Origin of the sequence: Streptomyces sp. NPDC057697, from assembly GCF_042799335.1 — a bacterium.
Taxonomy (GTDB): Bacteria; Actinomycetota; Actinomycetes; order Streptomycetales; family Streptomycetaceae; genus Streptomyces.
This window is the reverse complement of record NZ_JBHVJA010000003.1, coordinates 496,976-522,064: the sequence shown is the minus strand read 5'-3', so window position 1 is coordinate 522,064 and position 25,089 is coordinate 496,976. Positions and strand designations below refer to the sequence as shown.

23 protein-coding genes and 2 pseudogenes are annotated in these 25,089 nt (G+C 69.6%); 10 read left to right on the top strand and 15 right to left on the bottom strand.

The annotated features are described in order from the left end of the window. Positions 1–499, top strand: a 499-nt coding sequence (locus tag ACFVFH_RS12180; protein ID WP_383766248.1) for an ATP-binding protein, incomplete at its 5' end; no start/stop codon positions are given. After that, complete coding sequence (locus tag ACFVFH_RS12175) at positions 468–1,280, top strand: fumarylacetoacetate hydrolase family protein (RefSeq protein ID WP_383766247.1); 813 nt, start codon at positions 468–470, stop codon at positions 1,278–1,280. The genes ACFVFH_RS12180 and ACFVFH_RS12175, both read left to right, overlap by 32 nt. Positions 1,281–1,386: 106 nt before the next feature. On the opposite strand, the gene ACFVFH_RS12170 is transcribed toward ACFVFH_RS12175, so the two are convergent. From ACFVFH_RS12170 to ACFVFH_RS12145, 6 genes are all read right to left on the bottom strand, one after another. Beyond that, positions 1,387–2,187, bottom strand: coding sequence for an efflux RND transporter periplasmic adaptor subunit (locus tag ACFVFH_RS12170; RefSeq protein ID WP_383766246.1), 801 nt, complete (start codon positions 2,185–2,187; stop codon positions 1,387–1,389). A 69-nt stretch (positions 2,188–2,256) separates the two neighbouring features. Next, positions 2,257–2,661 carry a hypothetical protein gene (locus tag ACFVFH_RS12165; protein ID WP_383766244.1) on the bottom strand — a complete coding sequence of 135 codons (405 nt, stop codon included), beginning with the start codon at positions 2,659–2,661 and terminating at the stop codon, positions 2,257–2,259. Next, on the bottom strand, positions 2,658–3,158 hold the full coding sequence (locus ACFVFH_RS12160; protein ID WP_383766242.1) for a hypothetical protein: 501 nt from the start codon (positions 3,156–3,158) through the stop codon (positions 2,658–2,660). Before ACFVFH_RS12160 ends, ACFVFH_RS12165 begins: the two co-directional genes overlap by 4 nt. A gap of 10 nt (positions 3,159–3,168) precedes the next feature. Then, positions 3,169–4,428 carry an ABC transporter permease gene (locus ACFVFH_RS12155; RefSeq protein ID WP_383766240.1) on the bottom strand — a complete coding sequence of 420 codons (1,260 nt, stop codon included), beginning with the start codon at positions 4,426–4,428 and terminating at the stop codon, positions 3,169–3,171. Then, on the bottom strand, positions 4,425–5,132 hold the full coding sequence (locus ACFVFH_RS12150; protein WP_383766238.1) for an ABC transporter ATP-binding protein: 708 nt from the start codon (positions 5,130–5,132) through the stop codon (positions 4,425–4,427). Before ACFVFH_RS12150 ends, ACFVFH_RS12155 begins: the two co-directional genes overlap by 4 nt. After that, positions 5,129–6,238, bottom strand: a complete 1,110-nt coding sequence (locus tag ACFVFH_RS12145) for an efflux RND transporter periplasmic adaptor subunit (RefSeq protein WP_383766236.1) — start codon at positions 6,236–6,238, stop codon at positions 5,129–5,131. The genes ACFVFH_RS12150 and ACFVFH_RS12145 overlap by 4 nt, the downstream gene beginning before the upstream one ends. Before the next feature lie 906 nt (positions 6,239–7,144). Here ACFVFH_RS12145 and ACFVFH_RS12140 point away from each other — a divergent pair. Further along, positions 7,145–7,462 (top strand): hypothetical protein, encoded by a 318-nt coding sequence (locus tag ACFVFH_RS12140; protein ID WP_383766235.1) that lies wholly within the window; start codon positions 7,145–7,147, stop codon positions 7,460–7,462. Positions 7,463–7,696: 234 nt separating this feature from the next. Here ACFVFH_RS12140 and ACFVFH_RS12135 read toward each other — a convergent pair. After that, positions 7,697–8,157, bottom strand: a pseudogene (locus ACFVFH_RS12135) (flavoprotein); the annotation flags it as partial. 852 nt (positions 8,158–9,009) lie between these two features. On the opposite strand from ACFVFH_RS12135, the gene ACFVFH_RS12130 reads away from it, so the two are divergent. After that, a complete protein-coding gene (locus ACFVFH_RS12130; protein ID WP_383766233.1) occupies positions 9,010–10,143 on the top strand; it encodes a hypothetical protein in 1,134 nt (377 codons plus the stop codon). Between the two features lie 234 nt (positions 10,144–10,377). On the opposite strand, the pseudogene ACFVFH_RS12125 reads toward ACFVFH_RS12130, so the two are convergent. Beyond that, positions 10,378–11,183 (bottom strand): annotated as a pseudogene (locus ACFVFH_RS12125) (transposase); the annotation flags it as partial. A 373-nt stretch (positions 11,184–11,556) separates the two neighbouring features. Between ACFVFH_RS12125 and ACFVFH_RS12120 the strand changes: the two are divergent. Then, positions 11,557–13,053 (top strand): DEAD/DEAH box helicase, encoded by a 1,497-nt coding sequence (locus tag ACFVFH_RS12120; protein ID WP_383766232.1) that lies wholly within the window; start codon positions 11,557–11,559, stop codon positions 13,051–13,053. Positions 13,054–13,429: 376 nt separating this feature from the next. On the opposite strand, the gene ACFVFH_RS12115 is transcribed toward ACFVFH_RS12120, so the two are convergent. Next, positions 13,430–13,789, bottom strand: coding sequence for a hypothetical protein (locus tag ACFVFH_RS12115; protein ID WP_383766230.1), 360 nt, complete (start codon positions 13,787–13,789; stop codon positions 13,430–13,432). Positions 13,790–14,748: 959 nt separating this feature from the next. Between ACFVFH_RS12115 and ACFVFH_RS12110 the strand changes: the two genes are divergently transcribed. After that, positions 14,749–15,087 carry a MerR family transcriptional regulator gene (locus ACFVFH_RS12110; RefSeq protein ID WP_383766228.1) on the top strand — a complete coding sequence of 113 codons (339 nt, stop codon included), beginning with the start codon at positions 14,749–14,751 and terminating at the stop codon, positions 15,085–15,087. Between the two features lie 262 nt (positions 15,088–15,349). Continuing rightward, on the top strand, positions 15,350–15,553 hold the full coding sequence (locus tag ACFVFH_RS12105; RefSeq protein WP_008735947.1) for a cold-shock protein: 204 nt from the start codon (positions 15,350–15,352) through the stop codon (positions 15,551–15,553). Between the two features lie 514 nt (positions 15,554–16,067). Here ACFVFH_RS12105 and ACFVFH_RS12100 read toward each other — a convergent pair. Together ACFVFH_RS12100 and ACFVFH_RS12095 are read right to left on the bottom strand one after the other, a co-directional pair. Next, complete coding sequence (locus ACFVFH_RS12100) at positions 16,068–16,961, bottom strand: SDR family oxidoreductase (protein ID WP_383766226.1); 894 nt, start codon at positions 16,959–16,961, stop codon at positions 16,068–16,070. Positions 16,962–17,114: 153 nt separating this feature from the next. Continuing rightward, on the bottom strand, positions 17,115–18,602 hold the full coding sequence (locus tag ACFVFH_RS12095; protein WP_383766224.1) for an MFS transporter: 1,488 nt from the start codon (positions 18,600–18,602) through the stop codon (positions 17,115–17,117). Positions 18,603–18,764: 162 nt separating this feature from the next. Between ACFVFH_RS12095 and ACFVFH_RS12090 the strand changes: the two genes are divergently transcribed. Beyond that, on the top strand, positions 18,765–19,343 hold the full coding sequence (locus ACFVFH_RS12090) for a TetR/AcrR family transcriptional regulator (protein ID WP_383766222.1): 579 nt from the start codon (positions 18,765–18,767) through the stop codon (positions 19,341–19,343). A gap of 330 nt (positions 19,344–19,673) precedes the next feature. Here ACFVFH_RS12090 and ACFVFH_RS12085 read toward each other — a convergent pair whose 3' ends face one another. Continuing rightward, positions 19,674–20,456: a polysaccharide deacetylase family protein gene (locus ACFVFH_RS12085; protein WP_383766221.1), complete on the bottom strand. Its 783-nt coding sequence runs from the start codon at positions 20,454–20,456 to the stop codon at positions 19,674–19,676. A 373-nt stretch (positions 20,457–20,829) separates the two neighbouring features. Then, complete coding sequence (locus ACFVFH_RS12080) at positions 20,830–21,429, bottom strand: hypothetical protein (RefSeq protein ID WP_383766219.1); 600 nt, start codon at positions 21,427–21,429, stop codon at positions 20,830–20,832. Positions 21,430–21,855: 426 nt separating this feature from the next. Here ACFVFH_RS12080 and ACFVFH_RS12075 point away from each other — a divergent pair, with 426 nt between their 5' ends. After that, the gene (locus ACFVFH_RS12075; RefSeq protein ID WP_383766218.1) at positions 21,856–22,602 is read left to right on the top strand and encodes a DUF1838 family protein; all 747 of its coding nucleotides are present in this window, start codon (positions 21,856–21,858) and stop codon (positions 22,600–22,602) included. A gap of 150 nt (positions 22,603–22,752) precedes the next feature. Here ACFVFH_RS12075 and ACFVFH_RS12070 read toward each other — a convergent pair whose 3' ends face one another. Continuing rightward, on the bottom strand, positions 22,753–23,214 hold the full coding sequence (locus ACFVFH_RS12070) for a hypothetical protein (RefSeq protein WP_383766216.1): 462 nt from the start codon (positions 23,212–23,214) through the stop codon (positions 22,753–22,755). A 50-nt stretch (positions 23,215–23,264) separates the two neighbouring features. Continuing rightward, on the bottom strand, positions 23,265–24,278 hold the full coding sequence (locus tag ACFVFH_RS12065) for an alpha/beta hydrolase (protein ID WP_383766799.1): 1,014 nt from the start codon (positions 24,276–24,278) through the stop codon (positions 23,265–23,267). 231 nt (positions 24,279–24,509) lie between these two features. On the opposite strand from ACFVFH_RS12065, the gene ACFVFH_RS12060 reads away from it, so the two are divergent. Then, a complete protein-coding gene (locus ACFVFH_RS12060) occupies positions 24,510–25,082 on the top strand; it encodes a TetR/AcrR family transcriptional regulator (RefSeq protein WP_383766215.1) in 573 nt (190 codons plus the stop codon). Positions 25,083–25,089: the final 7 nt, after the last annotated feature.

Below are 25,089 nucleotides of genomic sequence, written 5' to 3'. Positions count from 1 at the left end.
CGGAGGAGAACTCGACATCGTCGAGACGCCCGGCGACCCCCACCAACTCGCCCAGGTCCTGGGCAACCTGCTGTCCAACGCCGCCACCCACACGCCCCCCGAGACCGCCGTCCACGTCAGGGTCGGCCTCACCCGCGCTCCCGCCGACGGGAACCCGGGCAGCGGCCGGCCGCTGCCGCCCGGCACCGCCGTCTGCGTGGTCGAGGTCGCCGACAACGGCCCCGGCATCGAGCCCGACGAGGCACACCGCGTCTTCGACCGCTTCTACCGCGCCATCCCCCAGGACCGGTCGGCCGCACCGGGATTCGGGGCCGACCGCGAGCCGGGCTCCGGCCTCGGCCTCGCCATCGCCGCCGCCATCGCCGCCGCGCACGGCGGACGCCTCGAACTGGACAACCGCCCCGGCCAGGGATGCGCCTTCCGCCTGCTCCTGCCCGATTCGACGACCGCGCCGAAGGACGACACCGATGAGGCTCACCACGATCCGCATCACCCCTGACCGCACCACCGCGGCCCGCATCGACAAGAAGCACTTCACCTCCCTGCCGCACCCGGACGTGGGCGCACTGATCGCGTCGGGCACCGACTGGGCCCGGCGCGCCACGGCTCACGTCGGCGAACGGCTCCCCCTGCCCTCCGCCACGACGGAGGTGCCCCCGCTCACCCCCGGCCGAGTCGTCCGCGCCGGGCCCAACTACCCGACACGCCTGAAGGAACTGGACCGGCAGCGCCCTGCCGCGCCGTCGCTGAGCCTGGTCCGGCCGCACGCCGTCGCGGGCGCCCGGACGAGCGTCCCGCTCCCGGCGGCGTCCTCCCGGGGTATGGGCTGGGGCGTGGAACTCGGCGTCGTCGTCTCACGGCGCGCCCATCATGTTCCCGCCGCCGAGGCCCTCCGTCACGTCGCCGGATACGTCGTCGTCACCCAGCTGTACGCCCTCGGCGACCCGGCGGAACAGGACGGACCGGACGGACCGCGCCCCTTGCTCCTCCTCGGGCCGGACCTGGTCACCCCCGGCCACCTCCCCATCGGAGGACGAGGGCTGACGCTGACGGCCGCGCTCGACGGCCGCCCGGTCCAGAAGGCCAGCACCTCGGACCTGCACTTCGACGTCGCCACCCTCCTGGCGCGCGCCAGTGACCTGACACCCCTCGAACCGGGCGACCTGATCACCACCGGCACACCGGGCGGCGCCCTCGCCCACCCCCTCGGCCCCGGCCGGAACCTCCACGTCGCGATCAAGGGGCTGGGGGACATCGACTGCCTCGTGACGGACGCGTAGCCGGGTGCCCGGCCGGCGGGAGCCGTCGAACCATCCCGTCCCGGCGCATCCGGGCAGGGCCCGGACGAGATGTCGTCCGGGCCCTGCTGACGGTCGGTACGACTGATCAGACGTGCACCTCGACGGTGACCGCCTGGCCCACCCGGGCCGTCGCCGGGAGTTCGTCGAGGGAGACGAGGACGGTGTAGCGGACCACCTGGGTCGAGGACTGCTGACCGCCGCCTCCCTGTCCGGCGCTCCCCGAACTCTCGGTGGCGACGGGCACGGGCGACACCGAGGTCACGCGTCCCTGGACCGTGGTGTTCGAGGAGCCGAAGGTGACCGACGCCTTCTGCCCGTCGGCCAGTACGACGACATCGGCCTCGGTGAAGTCGGCGCCGACCCGCAGCTGGGACAGGTCGGTGAGGGTGAGGACCGCGGCCCCCCGGGACACCGCCTGACCGACCTCGGCGTCCACCGCGGTCACCGTGCCGGCGAACGGGGCGACGATCTTCGTCCCCTCCACCGTCCGCTCGGCCTTGCGGTAGGCGTTGCGGGCCTTCACATAGGACGCGTACGCCTTCAGGTGGCCCTCCTCGTCGGCCTCGTTCAACTCCTCGGAGGCCGAGAGGTACGACCAGTAGGCGGCCGTCCTGCTCTCGACGGACTCGCTGGAGTCGATCTGGGCCAGGACATCGCCCTTCTTCACCTTCTGGCCGGCCTTCACCTTGAGCGTCGTCACCGTTCCCTCGGTCGCGAAGGACAGCGCTCGGGTGCCGGGGCTCTCCAGCGTCCCGGAGGCGGACGGGTCCGAGCCGACCTCCACGTCGGGGACGGCGGTGGCGGGCTCCTTGGCCGGCGGGGCGGCGGTGCTGCCCTCGGCGCGGACGGTCATGAACCCGCCGCCCATCAGGACGGCGCCGAGCACGCCGTACACCGCGGCCTTCCGGCGTCCCCTCCCCGTCGTCGTCCGACGCCTTCTCCCTGCTGCCACCGGTCAGCCCCCGCTCTGCGGGGCGCCGCCGCCGAACCCGCCCTGCTGGGGCCGCAGGGACGCGCAGGTCTGCATGGCCTCCTGCTGCTCCGCCGACATGCTCGGCATGCCCGAGGGCCGCCCCGACGGGGCGCCGGACGGCATTCCTTCCGGCATCCCGCTCGGTGCGCCCGACGGCATTCCGCTCGGTGCGCCCGACGGGCGTCCGCCGGCAGCGCCCCCGGGTCCCCGGCCACCCCGGTCGGGCATGGTCACGCCGTGCTGCTGAAGGCATTCCTGGAAGGCCTGCATGGGGTTGTCGGAGGGCTGCTGCTCGGCCTTGTCGCTGCCGCAGGCGACCGTGGCCAGCAAGGTGCCCACGATCACCGCCCCGCCCAGAATTCGCTTCGCTCCGGTCATGCTGGTCATTCCTGCGCTCCTTCGGTCGGGGCGGCGGCCGGTGCGGAGCCCTGCGGCCGGAGGATGACCGAGTCGCCGGTCTTGATCTCGACGGTCTTGCCGTCCTGGGTCGTGACCTCCACCACCCCGTCCTTGATCTTGCCGACGGTCCCGAAGGACATTCCCTGGCGGGCCTGGCCACCGCCCTGGCCTCCGCCCTGGCCGCCGCCGGGGAAGCCCGAGCCGCCTCCCTGCGACCGGCCGCCGGGCATCTGGCCACCACCGGGCATCTGGCCGCCGCCCGGCATCTGACCGCCGCCCGGCCGGTCGGCGGAGGCCGTGCCGTCGCCCTTCTCCACGTACACGCCGCCGATGAACCCGCCGACGGCCACGATGCCCGCGGTCAGGAAGAGCGCCACGCCGGGCAGGCGCCTGCGCGCGGGCGCGGACTTGAGCGTGGCGTCGAGGTCCCCGGGGAACGGGGAGTCGGCCAGGATGTCGCTGTCTTGGTCGGGGGATCGGTTCAAGGATCTGTCCTCACTCATGGCGCAGCGCCTCGATGGGGCGCAGCGAGGCGGCGCGGTTGGCCGGGTAGCTGCCGAAGAAGAGGCCGATGGCGACCGATACGCCGAGCGCGAGGCCGATCGACCAGGGGGCGATCACCGGCTGTACGCCGACGATCTCGAACCGACTGCCGACGACTCCCGCGACGACCCCGAGGACGCCGCCGATCAGGGAAAGGATGGTGGCCTCGGTGATGAACTGGCCGAGGATGGCTCCGCGGGGGGCGCCGATGGCCTTGCGGATGCCGATCTCACGGGTGCGTTCCGTGACGGTGACGAGCATGATGTTGGTGACGCCGATGCCGCCGACCAGGAGGCTGATCGCCGCGACGGCGCCCAGCAGGACGGTGAAGGTCTCGCTCGACTCGGCGACGGCCGACTGAAGGCTGGCCTGGTTGAAGACCTGGAAGTCGGTGCTGCCGTGCCGCTGGTTCAGGACGGTGGTCACCTCGGCCTGGGCAGCGTCGACGGCGCCCGGGGTCTTGGCCTGGACGACGATCTGGCTGAGCGCGCCGTAGCTGGTGAGCGTGCCCTGGACGGCGGTGTACGGGGCGATGGCGGTGTCGTCGGCGTCCTGGAAGCCGCTGGAAGACGAGCCGGACTCCGCCAGCACCCCGGACACGGTGAAGAAGGCGCCGTTGACGTTCATCTTCTTGCCGATCGGGTCGACCCGGCCGAAGAGTTCTTCGGCGACGGTCTGCCCGATGACGACGACCTTGGCGCCGGAGGCTACCTGCTCGGCGGTGAAGAGCGAACCGCGCCGGAGCGTCTTGTTGTTCGCCTTGAAGTACGCGGTGTCGCTGCCGACGAACTGGCCGATGCTGTGACTGGACGTCAGGTACGTGGTGGTCTGGGAGCTGGCGTTGACCACGGGCGAGGCGCTCTCGACCGACGGCGCGCTCACCGGGTCGACCAAGGCCGCGGCGTCCTCCACCGTGAGCTTCTTGGCCTGCGTGCGCGGCCCGGTGTTCGTCTGCTGCTGCCCGCCGAACCCGCCCGGACCGGCCTGGCGGGCTCCGCCGCCCTGCCCGGTGGTCGAGGTGGAGACGGTGAGGGCGCCCGCGCCCAGTCGGGCGATGCTGTCCTGGATCTGCTGGGAGGAGCCGTTGCCGACCGCCACCAGGAGAATGACGGCGCCGACGCCGATGAGGATGCCCAGGGTCGTCAGCCCGCTGCGGAGCTTGTTGGCACCCAGACCGCGCAGGGCGAACCGCAGGATCTCGAAGGGGTTCATTGTCTGCGGTCCTCCACGATGTCGCCGTCGACCAGGCGGATGACCCGCTTGGTGCGCTTGGCGACCTCGTCCTCGTGCGTGATCAGGACGATGGTGCGGCCGGATGCCGAGAGCCGGTCGAGGACATCGAGGACGTCGAGGGTCGACTTGCTGTCGAGGTTGCCGGTCGGCTCGTCGGCGAGCAGCAGGGACGGGGCGGTGGCCAGTGCCCTCGCCACGGCGACACGCTGCTGCTGTCCGCCGGAGAGCTCGTTCGGCTCGTGGCCGGTCCGCTCGGAGAGCCCGACCAGATCCAGTGCGGCGAGCGCCCGCCGGCGCCGCTCGGCCGCCTTCACTCCGCCGTAGGCGAGCGGGAGTTCGACGTTGGCGAGCGCCGTCATCCGGGGTATCAGGTTGAAGCTCTGGAAGATGAATCCGATCTTCCGGTTCCGGAGGATCGACAGCTGCCGCTCGCTGAGCCCGCTGACGTCGGTGCCGTCAAGGAAGTAGTGGCCTTCCGTCGGCACGTCCAGGCAGCCCAGGATGTTCATCAGCGTCGACTTGCCGGAACCCGACTGCCCCATGATCGCCACGTAGTCGCCGCGCTCGACCGTCAGGCTGGTGCCGCGCAGCGCATGGACGGCGGTCTCGCCCTGTCCGTAGACCTTGGTGAGGCGCCGGACGTCGAGGACGGGGACGGAGACGGGGACGGGGACGGAGCTCATCGGCTGCCGCCCATGCCACGTCCGCCGCCGCCACCGGGAACCATCCCGCCGCCGCCGAACCCGCCGCGCTGCGTCTGGGACCCGTTGCCGGTGGTACCGGTGGCGATCGTGATCTGGACCTGTTCGCCCTCGCTGAGACCGGACTTGATCTCCGTCCCCGAGCTGCCGACGATCCCCACCGTCACCGTCTTCGCCACCGGCGTGCCGTTCTCCAGCACCGTCACAGTGCTCTGGCCGCCCGCGCTGGTGATCGCCGCGCTCGGGACGTACAGGGCGTTCTTGGCCTGGGAGACGGTCACCGTCGCGCTGGCGGTCTGCCCGATCCGCACCTGCGCGGGCTTGTCGCTCAGGCTGATCGTCACCGCGAAGGTGACCACGTTGTTCTCGGTGGTCGGCGTGCTGTCGATCGCGGCCACCTTGCCCTGTGCCGTGACGCCCGACAGCGCGGCGAAGGTGACCGTCGCCGCCTGCCCCACCTTGAGCTGGGTGGCGTCCGACTCGGTGAAGTCGCCGGTCACCTGCGCCTTGCCCGGGTCGGCGAGCTCGATGAAGCCGGTCGAGGAGGAGTCCGCGGAGCCGGAGGACCCCGTGGAGCCCGAGGCGGAATCCCCGACGCCGCCGTTGACGGCGGTGACGGTCCCGGCGAACGGCGCGTACAGCACCGTCCCGTCGAGTGCCCGCTGCGCGGCGCTCACGGCGTTCTTGGCCTGTACGTAGCTCCCGTAGCCCTGCGAGGTGCTGGTGTCGGCCTCGGCGGCGACCGCCAGGTCCGCCTCGGCCGAGTCGAGTTGTTCCTGAGCTTCGGTCCGGTCCAGTTCGGCCAGCTTCTGGCCCTTCTTCACCGTGGTGCCTACCTTGACGTGAATCTTGGTCACGGTTCCCGAGCCGGTGAAGGCCAACGCCCGCTTCGTAGCGCTCTCCACAGCGCCGGACGCCGCCACGGAGGCCGTGAGGTCCCCGCGCATGACGGTCGTGGTCCTCGTGGTGGCGGAGGCGGTGGCCTCGTCGTCGCCCAGCGACACGTACGCGAAGCCGATGCCCCCGGCCAGCAGCACGGCGAGCGCGCCGTTGACCAGGACGGTCCGGCCTCTGATCACAGATCCCATGGGCCGACAGGCTGCGCTGTCCGGCTGTGGTCTCCATAGCGATTGCGTATGAGTTTCATGTGAATATCCGGATCACCTGACGCACGTCGGGCGAAGTCTCGACCGGAGTCGCCCCGGAGGGGTTCATCCGCCCGGCGTGACTGCCCGGTTCCTCGGCTAAGGGGCCTGCGCGATCACACCGCTCCCTCCGTGCCCCGTCCGTGCCCTTCGGAGCGGTGAACAGCGGTCATCACGGGTGCGATCGGGACCTCCCGCCAGGCCCGACGAAGGTGCTTGCCCGCAGGCCAGAGGCCATACGGGCGGCCAGAGCGGCGGTGATTCCCAAGCTCAGAGCGCGAGTTCGATTCCCGTCATCCGCTCTTGAACGAAGCCCCAGGTCAGAGACCTGGGGCTTCGTTGTTGTCTAGACCCCTCATGGATCGCGTGCCACCCCCGCGGCGCCTCACTCCTCCCTCCGGGGCATCGTCCCGACCCCACTGGGGCTCACACCTCGCCCGCCGTGCCATGATCCGCGCACATAGGGAGGGGTGCGCGGATGGGCCCGTGGGGGCGGAAGAAGAAGGAACGGGAAGTGGCACTCGCGCGGACCAGGGCCACACTGCGAGACGTGACGTCCGCTTTCTACGAGGTCGAAGTGGTGTCACATCGGGTGAAGTTCGTCGCCGCCGAAATGCGGCGCGTGGCGAATGAGGGCATCGACTCACCCAAGGAGTCCTTCGAAGGATTCCTCAAGGCCGCATCACGAGCATCAACGACACCTGCGCCACCTACTTCGAAGTTCTCGACACCCAGACGCCGCTCGAACGGCATGGGACCGCGGCAGAGCTCGACCAGGCGACGGCGATCCTCTCCACCTGGGTAGAGGAGTTCGAGGAGATCCACGCCGTCCAGAGGGAGACCGAGAAGGTGACCGACCACCTCTTTGGCACCCTCGCCGACTTCCGCACTCTGTGCGCCCCGCTCATGCGGACGGCCGTCGACACCCTGGAGACGGCGCGCGAGGAGCTGGCCGCGCTCGCCACCGAGGGGATCGCGAGCCGGCCACTGAAGCGCGTTCTCAGGGAGACCGACGCCTTCCTGACTCGGCTCAGGCAGGGGCGCGCCGGCATCGAAGGCCGCACGAACGTCGCCTCCTTCTTCCGCCGGCTTCACGCCGAGGCAGAGGACATCGGACGACGGATCCGCCTTGCCCGCCCGCTGGCCGCCACTTTCGACGAAAGCTAACCCGAGCCACCGTCCGATGGCCGTGCCACAACGTGCCAGTAGGGACGGTGAACAGCGGTCAGCAGGGGGTGCCCAAGCGCCCCACACAGGACGCCGCCATGGATCGTTTTCGCAGATCAGCGGGTATGTAACACCTCTAGTGCCGGGTGATTCCCAAGCTCAGAGCGCGAGTTCGATTCTCGTCACCCGCTCCATGAAGAAGCCCCAAGCCAACGGCTCGGGGCTTCTTTGTTGTCAACGACACGAATCACGCCTGCGCTGCCGCCCTGGGGGGAGCAGGTCGAGTGCTTCCTCCCAGTGAAATCGGTCTGGCCCGCCTCCCGCCTTCGGGCGGTGGGGTTCGTAGGAGCCGATCAGGATGCCCGTAGCGCGCAGTTTCCGCAGGCGCTCGGCGTACGCAGGGTGGGCGGCCTGGGTGGAGTTCACGTAGGGCAGGGCAGCGGTCGGGGTGCCGAGGCCGTAGGACTCGCAGAGGAGCCCGAGCGCGAGGGTGTCGGAGATGCCGGCCGCCCCACTTGTCGATCCATGTTGAACGTCGCCGGGACAATCGCGATCGCGTCCGGGGCCGGAAGGGGCTGCGGAGCGCTGGGAGAGCGCCACGCGGAACGGATCGGGTAGCCGGTCAGTGCCTCGACGGCCTCCGCGTCGATGAAACTCAGGCCCTGCGGGGTCGCGACGACACCCACGCCCCATCCTGCGTCTCAGCCCGTCGCTCGGGGAAGGGGAATGTGCCGTCGCATGAGGGGCGTGCGGCCTCCGGGGCAAGCCCGGCGCCGCCGAAGGCCACCGCAGCACTCACCCCGTGCAGACTGACGTTCGTCGGGCGGAAGTTGGCCCAGAGGTCTGACCGATCGAGCGTGACGAAACGCAAGACCTCCCATTCCTTCGCGACCGCAGGCGACACCAGGTCATGCGAACCTACCGCCAAGCGCGCCCCCGCCCATATGCGTACACCACCAGGTCGAAGACAAGCACGGCGCAAGAACAGCAGCATCTGGTCCGCTCGGCGCGGATGCAGCGGCTCGACCACTCGCCGCTGAGCGGCCGTAGACGGATCCTCAGGTGCAGGCTCGCAGAGACGGACCACACACCGTGGCCCTGCAAGGTAAGGCGCACCAGTGCGGGGTCCACCTTTACAAGCTCGAAGCACGCTTATGGCGCCCCACCATCGCCCCTCCGACGAAGGCCCAGATCGGCGTCTATGGCGCCCGTGGCCTCCTCCGTGCGCAGTCCAGCCAGTTCTCCCCCAGCAACGTCCGGCGTCCGAGGCACCAGTGCCGATCCGCGGTCAAGTCCGGCACGGAAGGAGCGCGCCGCCCAGGTCCGGCAGCACCGGAGCCAGACCTCTATCCGTGATGACGTCAGCCACCAACGAAATGGCTCGGCAAAACCGGCCTGAAGATCGAACATTCAATCGACATTCGATAATAATTTTACATTAAATCGCCCGCCCTTTGTTCCCCCACCCACGAGCTCATCAACTCGCTTGACCCACCGCTCCGAAGAGAGTGACTATCTGCCTTGCGAAACCTCTAAGGAAGGGCACAATGACCGCCTCGCAAAGCAGTGCGAACGAAGAACCCGTCGCGCCCCTGTACAGCATGGCCAGATTCGTGGAAACCGTCTGCTCGTGTCCGGGGTTCTCAATGAGCCGGCATGGCGACAAGTGGGAAATCCGAACGGAAAGCTCAACGAGATCCTTTTTCGTGTCCGAGGTAGTGACTGGCACTCAGTATTTAGAATTCACGCACAAGCTCTACAAAATTAATTGGCGCCCCACGCCCCGCCTCTGGTCCGGCCCCCCCTCCTTGTCGTTCGAGGACGTCTCTCCGATGGATGCGTGCGAGCTGCTGCTCCGAATCCCGTGGTACCAGCGCACCATGGAGGACCGCAAGGTCGAGGAATGGGCGGGCGCCATGCGCCGCAGAGAGTGGAGAACGACCCATCAGGGGCTGGCGAGCGACCAGCAGGGGATGCTGTACGACGGACAGCACAGGCTGGCCGCTCAGGTGATTGTGGGGATCACACTACGCTACAGCGTGGCGCGTGGCATCGAGGGCGACACTTTCAATGTGGTCGACCGTGGGAAGATGCGCAGCAGCTCGTACACGTTCGCAGCCGCCGGCGAGAAGGACGCCTTCAACCTGTCTGCTGCTCTGCGCCTGCTCTGGATGTGGGAAAACCATCCGATCGAGAAGTGGAAGAACCGGTATCCGGTGTCGGATGACCAGCTCAAGGCGGTGCTGGACCGTCACCCGGAAATCCGACACTCGGTGAAGCGGGGAAAGCCGATCCCGCGCGCGTCGGCACGTGCGACCACTCTCGTTCACTACCTGGCGACTCAGGCGTGCGGATCTTCCGAGGTCCCGGACCAGTGGTACGCGCAGCTGGGCACCGGGGAGAATTTCCAGCGACGCGACCCGGGACTGGTACTGCGCAACTACTTCCTCGGCGGAGAAATGACCGAAAAGGGAAATCGGTCGCCGGTGAGGGGTATGCAATCGGCTATCCAGGTCATGCACCTTTTCGCGACGGCATGGAACAACACATGCACCGGCCAGCAGCGCGTCATTGCAAAAGCCTTTGGCAACTACGGTGTGCCGGCCTTGAAGAGACCGGGCCCGAACCACCTCTTTCGCTTCCCTCTGAAAGATTCGGGAGAAGCAGACATGCTGTCCTAGACGGACGCACGTAAGGTACTTCACGCAGAAGCCTCAGGCCGGTGGCCCGGGGCTTCTGCTGTTGCTCGGGCTGGCGGCGTCATGTGCCGCCGGTCGGGGGGCCGTGTACGCGGCCGGCCCCTTGCGGGGCTCCTTCGGCGGGCGACCGGCGAGGGTGCCAAGGCCCCGGAAGCCCACGCTGCCGGTGTTCGCTCGGTCCTGCACGAGCGGGCGTTTCGCGCCGGATATGCAGGTCAGCGTCTCCTGGTCGGAACAGACCTGAGTCATCCCATCGCAGACCAGCATGAGGACGTCGTCCACGCCCCTGCTCTACAGATTGGTGAAGACGCTGCGCCAGCACGTCGCGCCCTCGCCGCCGTCACCGGCACAGATCCCCAGAATGTTTCGGCGCCCCTCGGCCGGCACGACCATGACCACATAGATCGGGCGATTCGCCACGTGCCCGTCGCGGATCTTCACATTGATGGCGTCCACGAACAAGACCGGATAGACGCTGTCCAGCGGATGGTGGGACCGCTCCGCCACCCTCTCCATCACCTCGTCCGTGATCGTGGAGATGGTCGCCTCCGAGACGCTCGTGCCGTAGACCTCGGACAGGTGCGCGGAGATCTCCCCGTGAGTGAGGCCCTTCTCTGACAGCGACAGCACCATCTCGTCCACGCCGGTCGGACGCCGCCGACGCTTCTTGACAATGGTCGGCCCGAAGGTGCCTTCCACGTCCCGGCGAACCTTCACCTCCACCGGCCCGACATCCGTCAGCACCGTCTTCACCCGGCTGCCGTTGCGACTGTTGCCACTGTTCCGACCTTCGGCACCGTCCTTCTCGTATCCGAGGTGATCGGTGATCTCACCCTCCAAAGCGGACTCCAGCACCCGCTTGGTCAACTGCTGCAACAGCCCGCCTCACCAGTCAGCTGCAGGCCCTCCGACCGGGCCCGGTCCATGAGCATCGCAACCAACTGCTCATCACTAAGCGCCGGTTCCGGAACCTCCACCGACGTCCCGCCGTCCGCTATCTGCTCGATGGTGGCGTCGCTCATCTGGCGTCTCCCTGGGTCAGCTTCGACATCGCGCAGGGCCAGAAGGGCCCGACGGCCGAGAACATCGTTTCCGCCTGACGTCGGCGCGTATTTCGTAGCTGGGGCCCGCATCCTTCGGGGTGCGGGCCCCAGCTGCATGCATTTCCGCAGCAGTTCGTCCGCGGGAACAGGGTGTTGGGGCGCGTGGGCGCCTCGGAGCCATGCCCGGCAAAGCACGGGATTCTTTTTGCACGCCATCCATTTCTGTTGCGTACGTCGACACGGACTTTCCGTGGGCCGCGTTCGCATTCCATTCGGTCCGTGCCTGTGATTCCCCGCGCTGCTCCTGCGCTGCGGGATTCCTTGATACGTGCCGCATCAAGGAAGGTTCTGTATGAACCCCACACGCACGAACAGCCGTTCCTCCCATGCCCGCAACAACAGCAGCAGCGGTACCCGCGGGTATGGCTCCGCTGCTGGTTCGGCTCGGGGGAGTCGCTCCGGTTCGTCCGCCCCGAGCCGTTCGGGTGGCAGGCGGCCTGCCTCCGTGCCGGGGGAGTTCGCGGTGCCCGAGACGGTCACCCCGGCGCTGCCCGCAGTCGAGGTGTTCGGCGACCTCGACATGCCGAGGGGCCTGCTCGCCGCGCTCACCGCGCAGGGTGTGACCGCGCCGTTCCCGATCCAGGGTGCGATGCTGCCGAACTCTCTGGCGGGCCGTGACGTCCTGGGCCGCGGCCGGACCGGATCCGGCAAGACGCTCGCCTTCGGCCTGGCGCTGCTGGCCTGTACCGCCGGGCGGCGTGCCGAGCCCCAGCAGCCGCTGGCCCTGGTCCTCGTCCCCACCCGGGAGCTCGCCCAGCAGGTCACCGACGCCCTCACCCCTTACGCCCGCGCCGTGAAGCTGCGCCTGGCCGCCGTCGTCGGCGGGATGCCGATCGGCCGGCAGGCGAACGCTCTGCGGGGCGGCGCCGAAGTCGTCGTCGCCACCCCCGGCCGCCTCAAGGACCTCATCGACCGGGGAGACTGCCGACTGGACCAGGTCGCCGTCACCGTCCTGGACGAGGCCGACCAGATGGCCGACATGGGCTTCATGCCCCAGGTCACCGCGCTCCTGGACCAGGTCCGCCCCGAGGGCCAGCGCATGCTGTTCTCCGCGACCCTGGACCGTAACGTCGACCTCCTGGTCCGTCGCTACCTCACCGACCCCGTCGTCCACTCCGTGGACCCCTCGCAGGGTGCGGTCACCACGATGGAACACCACGTCCTGCACGTGCACGGCGCCGACAAGCAGCGGCTGACGACGGAGATCGCGGCGCGCGACGGGCGGATGATCATGTTCCTGGACACCAAGCACGCCGTGGACCGCCTCACCCAGGACCTCCTCGTCAGCGGTGTCCGGACTGCCGCCCTGCACGGCGGCAAGTCACAGCCGCAGCGCACCCGCACCCTCGCGCAGTTCAAGACCGGGCACGTCACCGTCCTGGTCGCGACGAACGTCGCGGCGCGCGGCATTCGCGTCGACCACCTCGACCTCGTGGTGAACGTGGACCCGCCGACCGACCACAAGGACTATCTCCGCCGCGGCGGCCGTACCGCGCGGGCCGGCGAGTCCGGCAAGGTCGTCACCCCGGTCACCGGCAACCAACGCCGCGCCATGACGCGCCTCATGGCGGCCGCCGGGATCGTGCCCCGGGCCTCCCGGGTCCGCTCCGGCGAGGAAGCGCTCCGCCGGATCACCGGCGCCCGGACCCCCTCCGGCATCCCCGTGACGATCACCGCACCGGCACCCGAGCGGCGCAAGCGCGGCACGGCCTCCCGCGGGCGGCGCGGCCCCGCCACGGCTGCCCGGCGCGTGAGCGGGCGGCCGTCCGCCTTCGACGCGGCGGCCTGAGCACCGCGTGATCCGTGAACCGACCCAACTCCGCAGGAGGCACACGGTGACGCCGGTCCGGACGCGGCCCTACCCGACAAACGCCGGCCCCACGCCCCGGGCCGCGCCCGACGCCCTCAACACGGCCGGGCCGCACCCGGTCCCGCCCCGGCCCGCGCCCGCGCCCACTCCCTCAGCCCGCTCCGGCACGCCTCCGCGATGCTCGGTGCCCCGGTGGCCATCTGACTGTCCGGCCGTGTGGCTGTCCGGCTGCCGACCGCCTGGCCGAGTGGAAGCGCGAGCGGACAACCGAACAACCGAAGAGCCGAGAGGGCCCGACCGGCACACGCCGATCGGGCCCTCTCGCATACCGGTGGGTTCCTCCGCTCCGGGCGATTCAGTGATCGGAGTAGCTGAAGTCACCCATGGTCCAGGCGCTGACATCCGCGATCGAGACGCGGTACATCCCGCCCGTCTCCGGGATTCCCACCGTGCCCTGAAGGATCCGCGCCATATGGAAGTGCAGATACGCGGGCGGCCCCTCCCTCCGCGTCGTAGCGGTGAACATGGCGGAGAACTCGCCCAGGCGGGACGAGTCCGTCAGGACCTCCGACACCCGTTGCCTCCATACGGCTTCGGGCGCCAGTCGGCCGGTGATGACAGCACCACCGGTGACCACGGTCAGGGACATCTGATTGCTGTGCCCGGACTCCACCAACGTGGCGACGTCAACGAGCAGCTCGTCAGGCTTCGACATGGGAGCCGATCCTATTCACGAGTCGTCCCGTCCACTCGACCGGTCGTGCCACCGAGCGGGACGGGCAGTCGCCGTCTCCCCCTCGTAGCCCCCGTCAGATACCCGCGTTCGCGCCGGTCAGGCGGTCGACCATGGGTGGCCTGAGCCTCCAGGAGGCCGATTACCTCCTCACGGGACACGCGAAAATCTATGTCGGCCGGAGTAGACATTGGGTGGTGGCGTGCTTATGGTTTCTCTCGTACCCAGAGAGACAGCAGGGCCTGGCAGAGAAGAACTGCCGGCAGTGCGTGAAGTCGCAGGACGGTGCGGCGGTGGAGTTTCGAAGCCAGGGTTGTTGCAGGACGGCGACGGGACTGACGGCCGGACCGGGTGGCCCGCAACGAGGGGCCGCCGATGCGGGACCGCTTCATGAAGGTCGCGGTACCCGCGAGTGCAGTTCGCAGTACCCAGCAGTGAAGTGACTGAGCGGTACCCCGGTGAAGGCGTCGGCTGCTGACGCGCGCACCGGTAGTTCGGCAGCGGGGCTCCAGCCAGAGCAGACACACGAAGGGCCATGGGGACCGGCTGCCGGAGAAAGGCCCTGCCACAGGCCACTGAGCAGTTCGCATCACCAGCAGTACGCAGTACCAGCAGCACACGCAGTACCAGCAGTAGTGCAGTACCAGCAGTACGCAGTGACCGTGGCAGGTAGTTGATCGCCGAGGGAAGAACGGAGGAGACCGCGCCATCAGGATCGCCCGGGACGGAGCATTGAGCCCGGGTACCGCAGGACATCGATAGTGAGGTGGTCTCCGGTCGAGCAACCGCGATCCCCGCACTCCCGACAGCAGCCAGGTCGGGTCTGCGGACACAGAAAGCCGGTGCAGTAACAGGGCCGGCAGGTGGTGTAGTAGTTCCTTCGGGGCCCTGGTGCCATATGGCACCAGGGCCCCTCCATGCGTTCCACAAGAGAGGTGCAAGTGACAGCAGACGACTCGTACGACCGGCTTGACGACGACGACTACCCCGCCTACACGATGGGCCGGGCCGCCGCGATGCTCGGCACCACCCAGGGTTTCCTCCGCGCCATCGGCGAAGCCCGCCTGATCACTCCCCTGCGCTCGGAGGGCGGCCACCGCCGCTACTCCCGCTACCAACTGCGCATCGCCGCCCGCGCCCGCGAACTGGTCGACCAGGGCACGTCCATCGAGGCCGCCTGTCGGATCGTCGTGCTGGAAGACCAGCTGGAAGAGGCGCAGCGCATCAACGCCGAGTACCGCCGCGCCGCCGAATCGGCGGAGCCGCCGACCACGGACTGAGGCGGTGCGCGCCCGCCGGACACCACCGGACGCCACCGGAAACCGGCGCACGCCGGCGGGCACCGCGCACAGTTGCAGGCGATTCCTCTGGTGACGGAGTGTGCGGCCGTGTACCGTCCCGGTGAGTTGTCGTGGTTCGGAAGTTCCCTCTGCCCACTCCTTCGGTGTGGGCGTTTTGCTGTGCTGTGCCGCAGGAACCAGGACGATCACCTCCGTTTTCCGCATACAGCGGACGACGTGAATCGACTGGAAGGTATGAGACATGGCTACGGGAACTGTGAAGTGGTTCAACGCGGAGAAGGGCTTCGGCTTCATCGCTCAGGACGGGGGCGGCCCGGACGTCTTCGCCCACTACTCGGCGATCAACTCCTCGGGCTTCCGTGAGCTCCAGGAGGGTCAGGTCGTGACGTTCGACGTCACGCAGGGTCAGAAGGGCCCCCAGGCGGAGAACATCAACCCGGCCTGACCAGGCTGCGGCGGCCCCGGACCGGCTCGGTCCGGGGCTTTTCGGCGTTCGGACCAGCCGTCGCCCGGACCAGTCGGCGTTCGGACCAGTCGTCGCCCGGACGGGTTCGAACCGCCACGGGGCGAGCCCCTCGCGCCGAGCGAGGTCGGCCTCCTTACGACTACGCCGCAGACGGCGTCTGGCCCCACGGGGAGGTACACCCGTCCGCCCGGAAGGCGGCGTGCGAGGCTCAGCCGGGGCAACGGCTGGGAGCGCTCGGATACGTCGCGGCGGTGAGCGACGACGGCTACCAGCCCTTTGCGACCAAGCTGCTCTCGGCCGCCACCTCGGCAACTGCCGTGTGCCTGGGCCACCTATGGGCCACTCCCGGGCCACCCCGGCGGGCGGCCCCGGACGCGCTTGCGGAGACCGGGGCACCCCAGGCCGTACCAGTGGCGGTGATGAATCAGGTTCGGCCAGGGTGCCTGGAGCGCGGCCCGAAGACCGCTGTCGATGGGCGTACGCCCGGTTCCCGTCAGGATGTGTAGGCGCCCGCGTCGATGTCCGCGAGGAGGGACGGTCCGGTGGGCGTCCAGGAGAGGAGGCGCCTGGTCTCGCTGCTGGATGCCGTCATGGTGGAGGCGAAGAAGCGGCCGACCACGCCGAAATGGGCTTCGGCGTCCTGAGGGGCGACGGAGTCGACCGGCAGGCCGAGGCTGCGGCCTATCGTCTCGGCTATCGCCTTGGTGGTGACGGCCTCTTCGGCGGCGACGTGCAGGCGTGATCCCGCAGGGGCCCGTTCCATGCCGAGGCGGACGAGGCGGGCCGCGTCGTCGCGGTGCACCGCCGACCAGGCGGCGGAGCCGTCGCCGATGTAGCCGGAGACTCCCTGTTTGCGCGCGGCCTCGGTGAGGAAGGCGACGAAACCCCAGTCGCCATGGCCGTGCACGCTCGGTGCGAACCGGGTGATCACGGTCCTGACGCCCTGGGAGACGTAGTCCAGGGCAAGGTTCTCGCTGCCGCCCCGGTTGGAGTCCGGGCCGATGGCCGGCGAGACGTCGGTCTCCGTGACGGGCCTGCCCTCGACGAGGCCGGAGAGGGGCGCGGCGACGACGAACGGGCGGTCGGTTCCGGCCAGGGCGTCGCCGAGGGTCTGGACCGCGGCGCGTTCGGAGCGGTCGGACTCGGCGGGGTTGCCCCAGTCGTGCTTGTTGGCCAGGTGGATGACCGCGTCCGCCCCGGCGGCGCCCCGGCGCAGCGAGGCGAGATCGTCCAGGTCGCCGCGGAGGACACCGATGCCCTTGGCCGCGAGAGCCTGCCCGGCCCGGTCGGATCGGGCCAGGCCGACGACCTGGTGGCCCGCCGAGATGAGTTCGTCGACAACGGCGGATCCGATCCAACCGGTCGCTCCAGTGACAAATGCACGCATGTGCGTGTCCTCCTTCGCCCGGAAAAGGGCATGCGAATGACGGCAAGGGGGTGGGGTGGGGGGCCTGTGTGTCCTGGGCGCGATGTCGATGTCGATGTCTGCGTCTGCGTCTGCGTCGGCGGCGCCGCGGCCGGGTGGTGGGCGGGCCCCGCGCTAACGCGGGGCGGTCCCGTGGGCGCGGCGGGCGCCCACGACGACCAGGGCTCCGGCCAGGAGTACGACGAGGGCCGCGGCCCGCAGCGCGGTTCCGGCGCCGTGGGTGAACGCCTCGGTGACGGCGGCATGGTCGGCCGGGGACAGCGTGAGGGCCTCCTGCACCGTCCGTGGGAGCGGAGTGTGTCGGCCCAGGTCGGCGGGCAGGTGGTGGGTGAACCCGGCGGTGAGGACGGTGCCGACGACGGCCACCCCCAGAGCGCTGCCGAGTTCCCGGGTCGCGGACTGGAGCCCTCCGGCGATGCCCGCCCTCTCCACGGGCAGGGCCGAGGCGATCTGGGCGGTCAGGCACGGCGCGGCCAGCATGAGGCCCAGCCCGATGACGAACAGACCGGCCGCGTACACGGGGTAGGCCATGGTCGACGCGTACGAGAGACCGAGCAGGCCGGCGCTGGTGAGGGCGAAGGCCGCGGAGAGCGTCAGGGGGATGCCGAAGCTGCGGATGAGCCCGGGGATGTAGCGAGTGCCCACCAGGAGCGGGATGGTCAGGGGCACGACCCCGAGCCCTGCTTCCAGGACGGAGAAGCCGCGCCCGTACTGCAGGAGTGAGGCGTTGACGTAGAAGAGCCCGAAGCTCCCGAAGAACGTGATGGTCATGCCGAGGCCGGCGCTGCTGAGCGCCGCGCTGCGGAACAGCCGCGGGTCGAGCATCGGATGGGGGGCGCGCAGCTCGACGCGCACCCAGCAGAGGGCCAGCAGGACGCTGAAGGCGAAGGCGGTGAGGACGACCGTGCTGCCCCAGCCCTGTTCGGGCCCTTCGATGATTCCGATCAGCAGCGCCACGAAGGCTGCCACGAACAGCAGCGTGCCGGGCAGGTCGAGGGTGCGTTCGAGCCGGGCGCTGCGCGGCGCGGACCGGGCCACCCACGCCAGGCAGCAGACCGCGACGAGGGCGACCGCCTCGAACAACGCGCGCCAGGAGCCCGCGCTCAGCACCGCGCCGCCTCCGACGTTGCCGACGACGCCGCCGATTCCGGTGGCCGCCGCCCAGACGGCCAGCGCGTGCGGACGCCGCTCGGGGGCGGTGGCGTGCAGGAGGATGCCGACGCAGTTGGGCAGGACGCACGCGGCACCGAGGCCCGTGATGACACGCCCGATGAGCATGACCGCCACGTTCGGGGCCACGGCCGACACCATGGCGCCGAACGCGAACAGGCCGAGCCCCGCCATCAGGACGCCCTTGCGGCCCAGTTTGTCGCCCGCCGCGCCGGCCGGAATGACCAGGCAGGCGAAGATCACGACGTAGGCGTCGACGATCCACAGCAGGTTCGACGAGGTCGGTCGCAGTGAACTCGCGGCCAGTTGCGGCACGGCCAGGTTGATCGCCGCGACGAATCCGACGACCAGGGCCGTGCACACACTGACGCAGGCGAGCACCGGGCCTGACCGGTACGCCGGGCGCGGAGCGCCCTCCGATATGGGAGCCATCGCTCTCGATTCCTAGGGATGAAGTACGCGGAACACGGCGGGGCACCGCCCGGCAGACCCCTCCCGGGACAGGGCGGGGGAAGGCCGGACACTCATTTACGAGTCACCGTGCACCGTAAAGGTAACACATACGAGACACCATGCCTCGTATAAAGTGGCGGCATGGTGGATGGAAGTGGTCGCGGACGACCCCGCAGTGAAAGCGCACGGGTCGCCGTGCTGCACGCCGTCGACGACCTCCTGGTCGAGGTCGGGTACGCAGCCCTGACCATGAAGGGCATCGCCGAGCGGGCGGGCGTGGGCCGTCAGACCGTGTACCGCTGGTGGTCGAACAAGGCGGAAGTCCTCTACGAGGCCAGTGCCCTCGACGCCCGGCACGAACTGTCCGTGCCCGGCAGCGGCGACCTCCGCAGGGACCTCAGGGCCTATCTCGACGCCCTCGTCGCCTTCTTGTCCCGCTCCCACGCGGGTGCGGCCTACCGCGCGCTGATGGGGGAAGCCCAGCACGACGCGGACGTCGCCGCGCTGCTCGCCTCCCGCGACATCCTCGGGGAGAGCGCCGCGGAGGTCGTCGACGCGGCCCGGGAGTCGAGCGGCACCGCGCTCTCCCGCGAACAGGCGACCGCGCTCCTGATCGGGCCGCCCTTCTTCCACATCCTGTCCGGGCGCGACGCGGACGACATCGATACCGAGCAGCTCACCGAGCAGTTCGTACGCACCCTGGACCATCGGGAGGCATGAAGCACCCCGGCACCCGGCAGGGCCGAGCGCACGCGGGGTGAAGTGAGCGGCGTACGTGCGGGGTGAAGCAAGCGGCGTACGCGCGGGGTGAAGCGAGGGGCGTACGTGGGGTGAAGTGCGCGGCGTACGTGCGGCGCGAGAACCGCTGTGGTCGGCCGCTTCGCGGAAAAGCCCCAGGCGGCGGGCCTGGGGCTTCTCGTCCTCGCGGACTTGTTCAGCGGACTCGTCGAATGAATCCGGCGCACGGCACGGGCGGCCGGAGACGGGGGCGGGGACAGGGGCGGAGGCGGGGACGGGGGCGCTGAGGGCGGCGATACGGGTCGGGCTCGGTCAGCGGACGGGGAAGCCGAAGGAGTAGCCCTGCTGCCGCAGCCAGGGCAGCACCTCGCGGAGAGCGGCCAGGGTCTGGGAGCGGTCCCCGCCCGCGTCGTGGAAGAGGACGGTCGGACCGTTGGAGATCTCCCTCTTGACGGTGGCGACCATGGCGTCCACGCCCGGGTGCTCGAAGTCCTTGGTGTCGACGTTCCAGCCCAGCGGCCGCATACCCCGGGACGCGGCGAGGTGCCTGCTGTACGGGGTGAAGGCGCCGCCCGGGGCCCGGTAGTACTGCGGGCGGACGCCGCCGGACGCCTTGGTGATCATGCGCTCGGCGTCCAGGATCTGCTGGGACTGGTAGGCCTCGGACTTCTTGTCCATGGACGTGTCGTGCGAGACCGTGTGGTTGCAGAGCCGGTGCCCGCCGGCCACGACGGCCTTGACCAGGTCGGGGTATGCCTGGGCCTGGGTGCCCACCATGCAGAAGGTGGCCTTCACGCCGCTGTCCTTCAGCAGTTGCAGCACCTGCGGCGTCCAGGTCGGGTCCGGTCCGTCGTCGATGGTGATGTTGACGCCCCGGGCGCCCTTGTCCGAGGCGTGCGCGATGTCCTCCGCCACCTTGGTCACGTTACGGTCCTGGTGCCGGGCGTCCGGCGTCGAGACATGGGCTTCCGGCTGCCGTCCTCCGGAGGATTCGGCCTGCGCGGTCCAGACCGAGGTGGCCGCGGCCATCGCCGTCACCCCGAGCGCCGCCGCGAGAAGCTTGCTGTGCCATCCCTTTCCCTTGTGCTTCGCCATGTTCGCCCGCCCCTTTGCCGTATCCGCCGATGCCGTGCACCCATCAAGTCATACGAACGTCTCTGCGAGAAAGCTCTGTTACCGATCGCGGACGATTCCGCAGGGGACCGGCGACAACCGGAGAGGTTCCACGACAGAGGAGGGGCGCGACGGCCCAGGAGAGACAGAGACGTCGACACACGGCACCGACCGACACACGGCATCGACCGGCGTACGGCCCGGACGGCACGCGGCCTGGACGGCGAAGAGCCCGTCAGCAAGCTGACGGGCTCCTGCGCTTGATCCTGCGCTTGATCCTGCTCCCTGCTCCCTCTCCCACGAGCGGCCACAACCCACCTGCCATCAGGTCAGGCCGTCAGGGGCCTCAGGGTCGTCAGATCGTCGGCGTGTCGTCGACGATCTCCCTGTGCGGCTCGACGACGAACTTCCAGCCGTCGCTGGGCTCCAGGAAGCGCACCCGGGTCGGGTAGATGTCCAGGGCGCGGCGGTCGCGGTTCTGGTTGTTCGTGTTCTTCCGGCCCCGGGCCGGCTCCTCGAACAGGTCGACCTTGACGTCCGGAACCGCGACGGCCTCCTCGCTCCAGCGCTGAACGATCCCGGCACCGAATGCGTCCCGGGCGGCGGCGTAGAGCGAATCCAGGGATTCCTTGTTCCCATTGGGAACGAAGAGGGCGAGATTCAGGAGGACGCCGGCGCTCTGGAGAACCTCGATTGTTTCCCCGGACTTGTCGGCGACCCAGATCCCGCGCTCTTCGGCGTTGTCCGGGAGGACGTGGACTTCCTCACCGAAGACCGTCTTCGCGGTGAAGGACCCTCCCTCGAAATTCTTGCCCGGCTTCGTCAGGAAAGCCGGGGCGTAGCAGTCGAGAGGAAGGCCTTCCGCCTCCGCCGAGACGAAGATCTCGTCCTGGAGACCCAGCTCCGAAACCTCTTCGGCCGTAAGACGACGGGCCGTAGCCTTCTCGGTATTCACGCCATTCCCCTTTTTTCGTGGCGTACTGTGAATTCACTGAAGCCTACCACGAAAACGATCAGTCAGTTCCTGCCCAATTCCCCCTGGGAGAACACAGGAAGAGCCTTCTCGCATCACGTCGGTGATACACGGCGAGCGTCGGAAAATGCCCTGAGTTTCGAGGCATTGGCATTGCGTTCCGGCACAACCAAGCTTTCTGGTGACGATACTTGATGGACGTCGAGTGGAATACGCGCAAACTTGACGGAATGGAGGCAAGCGGACATCCTCCCCGATCTGCGGCCCACGCCGTCCACGCTGTCCGCGCTGTCCGCGACGGTCGCGACGGTCGGGCAGCTGGACCAACGGCCGACCGCATCCGGCCTTTCGAAGCACGGCTGCGGTGTTTTCCTCCGGCACGGGCAGAAGCCGCGCAGAGTGGTTCCCATGACGACACCCGCGGAGCTGCTCCGCTCCTTCGCCCGCACCCGCGCCTCGCTCGACGGTGAGGAGGTCACGTACTGGTGGTCCGGGGACGTGTACTCCTGGGCTCCGGACGAGCCCTATCAGCGCGTCTTCGGCTTCGAGGGCATCAATGTGGCCCGGCTGGTGCAGGATGCCGAGGCCGGCCCGGACGCCTACCAACTGCTCACCCGCGAGGCCGCCTTCTACCTGGACCCCGTCACCCGCGAGATCCTGGAGACCTGGCAGGACCTGCCGGTGGTGCACGTCTGGAACGACCCGGCGAACCAGAAATGGCGCCCCTTCCCGATCCCGACGACCGAGCTGGGCGGACAGGTCTGCTTCAGCCTGGAGATCCCGCTCGCCTACCCCTCGCCCCTGCCGGTGGCGCAGTACCCCGTCCACTCGGCCGGTGACACCTACAAGGCCCTGGAACTCTTTCAATTCTTCGCGGATCGGGCCGACCTGACAGGTTCGGCGCCCAGCGTCCCGGCCACCATGTCGTGGACCCGGATGTCCCCCTGGCTGCCGTGGATGGCCCGGGGCCAGGCGCCCGGCGGCCTCACCTTCCACTGCCGGGGCCACAAGCTCGGTTCGTACGCCGAGGTCCCCGAGCGGACCCGCGCCCACATCGCCGCCCACCACCCGGAATTCGCCCACGCCCCGGAGAAGTGGACCGAGCCGAACGAAACGAGCTGGACATACTTCCGCAGGCTCAACCCGCCTGCTTAGACGCCGGATTGAGCCTGCGGGTGTTGGTCGGGTCGAGCCTGCGGGACAGCCGTGCGGACAGTCCTGGGGCGGGCGGCACAGCGGGCGGCCCGGCGCGGGCGGGCCCCCTCCTGGCAGGCGTGGTTGTCGTGGCTGTCGTGGTTGTGGTGGCTAGCGTGATGGGTGTGGTTGGCGTGGGCGGCTCCACAGCAGGGCTACGGCCAGGAGGCCCGCCAGGCTCGGGGCCATTCCGGTCCAGCCCAGAACGGGCGGGAGGCCGGTGGTGCCGGAGGTGTCCTTGGTGAGGAGCCCCGTCAGACCCATCCCCGTACCCAGCACGAACATCACCGTCACGGCGGGGCGGGCCCACCGCCTGCCCGTCCTGACGGCCCAGGCCGTCCAGAGCCAGCCGAGGACGCCGAGCGCTCCGACCACGGAGAGGAGGACCAGGTACGTGGTGACGGCCGAGTCGATCCGGGCCTGGCCGTACGTGGGGTAGCCGGCCCGGATGTGGTCGGCCAGCAGGTGGGTGGTGGCGCGGTCCACGTACGGGGCGATCGTCGCGAGCACGGCGAGGCCGAGGCCCGTGTACATCGCCCCGACGGCTCGCCGCTCATGAGGTGTCTTCGTCATCGGGGTGCGGTCCCTTCGCTCCACTCTTCGTTCGTCACTCATCACTTTCGTCACTCGGCGAGGGAGGACCGGAGGAACGCGAGGATCTCCGTCCGCGCGGCCTCGGCCTGCGGTACGACGCCCGGCAGGCTGAGGAATCCGTGGATGGCCCCCGGGTATTCGGTGAGCCGCACGGATGTCCCGGCCGCTCGCAGCCGCTCGGCATAGCGGCGGCCGTGATCCGCCACCGCGTCCTGGGTCGGCACCACCACCAGCGCCGGGGCCAGTTCCTCCAGGCTTTCGGCGTACAGCGGCGAGAGCGCGCGGGCATCGGTCCCCGGGGGAACGGCGAGCCGCTGGAACAGGCGGAGTTGCGGCTCGACGAGGCCCGGACCGGACGCATGCTCCGCGACCGAGGCGTAGTCGAACATCGTCCCGGTCACGTCGACAGCCGGGTTGACCAGCACCTGTGCCCTGAGCCGCAGGCCGGTCTCCCTCGCCCGGATCGCGGCCAGAGCGGTGATCAACGCGCCGCAGCTCTCGCCGAAGACGACCGTCCGAGACGGGTCGACGCCCCACTGTGCGGCATGCCGTGTCACGTGCTGGAGCACGTCCCAGCCGTCCTCGACGGCCGCCGACAGCGGGCTGTCCGGGGCGAGTAAGCGGTGCTCGACCGAGACGACGAGTGCGGGCAGCCGGGTGGCGATATGGCTGTTGACCCAGTCGCACTGCACCGCCGTACCCACGAAACCGCCTCCGTGCACGTGGAGCACGAGTGGCAGGCCGGGCTGGCCGGACAGGTCGGACGGGTCGGACGGGTCGGGCTGGTCCGCCCGGTCCGGCGGGTTTGGCAAGTTGGAAGGCGTGGTGGTGGGCTGGTCGGGCTCGTGGGGGTTGGCGGTTTCGCCGTCCCGGCCGGGCGCCGGGCGGTACACCCGGACCGGGAGTTCACGGCCGTCCAACGGCACGCGCCGCCATTCCATGGTGGCGCCGGGATCCGGCTGCCCGGTGAACGCGCGGGCGGCGTCGGACGCACGGAATCGGTTCTCCGCGTCGCGGTACGCGACCAGTTCCTCGGCCGTCATCTTCAGCCAGTCGGGCGCCGGCGGGCGCGGTGCATCAGTGGCACCGGCCTCGGCCCCGGTCCCCACCCCGGCCCCGGTCCGGCTCTCCGCCCCGCTCTCCGTCCCGCTCGCCATCGCGCTCTCGGTCTCCGTCATGAGTTCTTCATCTCCTTGGCACAGAGTTTCGCTACCACAAGTATCGATACCGAAAGTATCGATACCCAAGGTAGCGAAAGCAAGTACCCTGTGGCCATGCCATCGAGCACATCCGCCAGACCGCCCGGCCGTCCGCGCACGGGCATCAACGCCGCAGTCTTCGCCGCCACGCTGAGCACGGTGCGGGAACTCGGCTACGCGCGCGCCACCGTCGAGCGCATCGCCGCCGCGGCCGGTATCGCGAAGTCGACGGTCTACCGGCGCTGGCCCTCGAAGGGCGAGCTGATCGTGGACTGCCTCCTCGACGCGCTCGGGCCGGCGTCGCTGGAGGGCGCCGACCGGGCCGCGCGCATGTCCTCGGCCATCCGCTGGACGGCGGCCAGGATCAGCGAGCCCGGGGTGGGCGACGCGTTCGCCGGTGTGTTCAGCGACGCCGTCAGCGATCCGGCCCTGCGCGAGGTCCTTTCCACGCGGTTCCAGGCCCCGTACCTGCTCGCGTTCCAGGAGGCCCTCGGCGAGCCGGAACACCGGGTCCTGTTCTTCATCGATGTCGTCGTCGGCGTCCTGCTCCACCGGATGGGCATGACCGGCAAGCCGATGGTCGACGCCGATGTCGACGCGCTGGTCGACATGGTCCTGCCGTACTTCGAGGAGAGCCCCCGCCCGTAGTCCGCGC

Excerpts from the sequence above, each read along its gene's own strand:
- ACFVFH_RS12175 (WP_383766247.1), top strand. The coding sequence starts at position 468 with ATGAGGCTCACCACGATCCGCATCACCCCTGACCGCACCACCGCGGCC.
- ACFVFH_RS12165 (WP_383766244.1), bottom strand. The coding sequence starts at position 2,661 with ATGACCAGCATGACCGGAGCGAAGCGAATTCTGGGCGGGGCGGTGATC.
- ACFVFH_RS12155 (WP_383766240.1), bottom strand. The coding sequence starts at position 4,428 with ATGAACCCCTTCGAGATCCTGCGGTTCGCCCTGCGCGGTCTGGGTGCC.
- ACFVFH_RS12150 (WP_383766238.1), bottom strand. The coding sequence starts at position 5,132 with ATGAGCTCCGTCCCCGTCCCCGTCTCCGTCCCCGTCCTCGACGTCCGG.
- ACFVFH_RS12145 (WP_383766236.1), bottom strand. The coding sequence starts at position 6,238 with ATGGGATCTGTGATCAGAGGCCGGACCGTCCTGGTCAACGGCGCGCTC.
- ACFVFH_RS12130 (WP_383766233.1), top strand. The coding sequence starts at position 9,010 with ATGACCGCCTCGCAAAGCAGTGCGAACGAAGAACCCGTCGCGCCCCTG.
- ACFVFH_RS12120 (WP_383766232.1), top strand. The coding sequence starts at position 11,557 with ATGAACCCCACACGCACGAACAGCCGTTCCTCCCATGCCCGCAACAAC.
- ACFVFH_RS12115 (WP_383766230.1), bottom strand. The coding sequence starts at position 13,789 with ATGTCGAAGCCTGACGAGCTGCTCGTTGACGTCGCCACGTTGGTGGAG.
- ACFVFH_RS12105 (WP_008735947.1), top strand. The coding sequence starts at position 15,350 with ATGGCTACGGGAACTGTGAAGTGGTTCAACGCGGAGAAGGGCTTCGGC.
- ACFVFH_RS12100 (WP_383766226.1), bottom strand. The coding sequence starts at position 16,961 with ATGCGTGCATTTGTCACTGGAGCGACCGGTTGGATCGGATCCGCCGTT.
- ACFVFH_RS12095 (WP_383766224.1), bottom strand. The coding sequence starts at position 18,602 with ATGGCTCCCATATCGGAGGGCGCTCCGCGCCCGGCGTACCGGTCAGGC.
- ACFVFH_RS12090 (WP_383766222.1), top strand. The coding sequence starts at position 18,765 with ATGGTGGATGGAAGTGGTCGCGGACGACCCCGCAGTGAAAGCGCACGG.
- ACFVFH_RS12085 (WP_383766221.1), bottom strand. The coding sequence starts at position 20,456 with ATGGCGAAGCACAAGGGAAAGGGATGGCACAGCAAGCTTCTCGCGGCG.
- ACFVFH_RS12075 (WP_383766218.1), top strand. The coding sequence starts at position 21,856 with ATGACGACACCCGCGGAGCTGCTCCGCTCCTTCGCCCGCACCCGCGCC.
- ACFVFH_RS12070 (WP_383766216.1), bottom strand. The coding sequence starts at position 23,214 with ATGACGAAGACACCTCATGAGCGGCGAGCCGTCGGGGCGATGTACACG.
- ACFVFH_RS12065 (WP_383766799.1), bottom strand. The coding sequence starts at position 24,278 with ATGACGGCCGAGGAACTGGTCGCGTACCGCGACGCGGAGAACCGATTC.
- ACFVFH_RS12060 (WP_383766215.1), top strand. The coding sequence starts at position 24,510 with ATGCCATCGAGCACATCCGCCAGACCGCCCGGCCGTCCGCGCACGGGC.